Annotated in this window: 3 protein-coding genes; all 3 read left to right on the plus strand. The window is 37.5% G+C overall.

What is annotated here, in order from left to right:
- Positions 1 to 666: glycosyltransferase (locus Q0L68_RS19400; RefSeq protein ID WP_296705900.1), on the plus strand; the 666-nt coding region annotated here is incomplete at its 5' end.
- Between the two features lie 116 nt (positions 667 to 782).
- Positions 783 to 2,507, plus strand: coding sequence for a carbamoyltransferase C-terminal domain-containing protein (locus Q0L68_RS19405; protein ID WP_296705901.1), 1,725 nt, complete (start codon positions 783 to 785; stop codon positions 2,505 to 2,507).
- Positions 2,508 to 2,509: 2 nt separating this feature from the next.
- A partial coding sequence (locus Q0L68_RS19410) for a glycosyltransferase (RefSeq protein ID WP_296705902.1) occupies positions 2,510 to 2,627 on the plus strand: 118 nt, incomplete at its 3' end.

Genomic DNA, 2,627 nt, shown 5'->3' on the forward strand with positions numbered 1-2,627 from the left:
GTTCATCTCAGAAAATTGGGGTTCATTAATCCTATTGCATGCATTCCTAATGGGATTGATTTGTCGGAATTCCCATTAAAAGAACATCTTGAATTAGAAGGGCAAAAAAGACTTTTGTTTTTGTCTCGAATTCACCCTAAAAAAGGAATAGAAATCCTTATCGAGGCTTGGGCTTTGCTAAGAAAAGAAGGCAAAACGGATTGGCTAATAGAAATTGCAGGTGAAGGTGATGAAAAGTATATTAATTCACTTAAAAACCTTATCAAGGAAAAAGGTTTGGAACCCGAAATCCAAATTATAGGTCCTCAGTTTGGCTCAGCAAAATTAGCCACTTATCATCGAGCAGATTTGTTTGTGCTTCCGACTTACAGTGAAAACTTCGGGATTGTAGTGGCTGAAGCTTTAGCCTGTGGGATTCCAGTAATCACCACCAAAGGAACTCCTTGGCAGGATATTTTAAGATATGAAGCTGGTTGGTGGATTGAAATCGGAGTAAATTCTTTAAAAGAAACATTGGAAGAAGCAATTCAGCTGTCTGACCAAGAACGAATAGAAATGGGGAAAAATGGGAGGAAACTAGTTATGCAAGAATTTTCCATTGAAAAGGTAAGCTCAAAAATGAATCAACTTTATCAGAACGTTATTTTGGGAAATCAATTAATATGACTCCTTTTCAAATTTGGAATTAACAACGATTTAAAGAGATTTGTCTTCAATTTCCACACTAGGTTAATCATTGACAAAAAATAGAAAGTGTTAAGATTAAAAAAACACCAAATTAAATGTATGTAATTGGCATCAATGCCTTTCATGCGGATAGTTCAGCAGCACTTCTTAAAAATGGCGAGGTGATTTTTGCCACAGAGGAAGAGCGCTTTGAAAGAATAAAACATTGGGCTGGTTTGCCACTTCGATCGATTAAATTCTGCTTGGAATCAGAAGGGATCAGCATGAATCAAGTAGATTCCATTTGCATAGGGAGAGATCCAAAAGCCAAACTTCCCAATAAAATCTGGTACCTGATCCGAAGGCCCATATCAGCATTTGGGATGTTTCGGCAGCGATTTTCCAACAAAAATGATTTGGGGAATCTAGAGCAGGAAATCAGATCTTACTTCGGCAATTGTCCGCCTATTAGATACATTGAGCATCATCGGGCACACTTGGCATCCGCATTTTTTTCAAGTCCATTTGATGAAGCAGCGATCTTATCTATAGATGGGTCAGGGGATTTTTCTACGCTGATGATCGGGAAAGGGAAAGGGAATCAGATTGAAGTTTTAGAGTCTCAGGATTTTCCAGTTAGTATAGGCCTTGTGTATTCGGCTTTTACCCAGTTTTTAGGATTTCCACATTATGGAGATGAATATAAAGTGATGGGTTTGTCCCCTTATGGCTCTCCCGTTTACTTGGAACAATTAAGAGAACTTGTTTGGCTTGGGAATTCAAAATTATTGGAATGGGATGAGTCCTTTTTTGATTTAGATGGAGGGGTGATTTCTTATGTGAACAATATGCCCCTTGTAAGCCAATTATTTAGGGAAGAAAAATTTGAAAAATTATTCGGAAAGAAGCGAATAACTGGAGAGGCCATTAATAAAAGGCACCAAGATATTGCAGCAAGTCTCCAAAAAGGAGTGGAAGAGCTAATTTTTGGATTAGCTGAAAGAGCTTATGAATTAACAGGAATTGAAAAGCTCACTGTAGCTGGAGGAGTGGCCCAGAATTCAGTTGCCAATGGAAAGCTATTGCAAAATACCTCCTTCAAAGAATTATATATCCCAAGTGCCGGTCATGATGCAGGAATAGCCATGGGAGCAGCTCAATATGAATATTTCCAGCTGCAGAATAAGGAAAGAGTCCTTCCACTTTTCAATGCCAACCTTGGAATTTCTTTTACTAATAAGGAAATCCAAGTTGTATTGGATGAAATGAATCTTTCCTATGAGTTTATAGAAGATGATTCTCTCTTTTCCTATTTAGCTAGAGAAATTGCTGAATCCAGGGTCGTTGGATTTTTTGACGGAAGTGCTGAATTTGGTCCAAGAGCGCTCGGGAGTAGGTCTATTTTAGCAGACCCAAGAAACCCTCATGCACAGTCGCTTTTAAATGAAAAAATAAAAAAGAGAGAATCTTTTAGACCTTTTGCACCTTCTATTTTAGAGGAATATGGCTCCGAATACTTCGAGGAATACCAGTTTACCCCTTTTATGGAACGAGTTCTAGTAATTAAAGAAGAGAAAAGAGTATTAATCCCAGCAGTCACCCATGTGGATGGCTCTGGTCGATTGCAATCTGTAAAAAAAGAGTTGAGACCCCGTTACCATCAGTTGATCTCAGAATTTTATAAACTAACCGGAATTCCGATTTTAATAAATACCTCATTCAATGAAAATGAACCTGTTGTAAACATTCCACAAGAGGCTATTGATTGTTTCTTAAGGACTGATTTAGATATTTTAGTACTAGGAAATTATTTGCTTACTAAGACCACAATGAATCAATAAAATTGAAAGTCTCAATCATCACAGTCACTTTTAATTCTACAAAAACGCTTGAGCAGACAATTGAGAGCGTTGCGAATCAGGATTATCCTGAAATCGAGTATATCATTGTAGATGGAGGTT

Origin of the sequence: Algoriphagus sp. (assembly GCF_024642405.1) — a bacterium.
Lineage (GTDB): Bacteria > Bacteroidota > Bacteroidia > Cytophagales > Cyclobacteriaceae > Algoriphagus.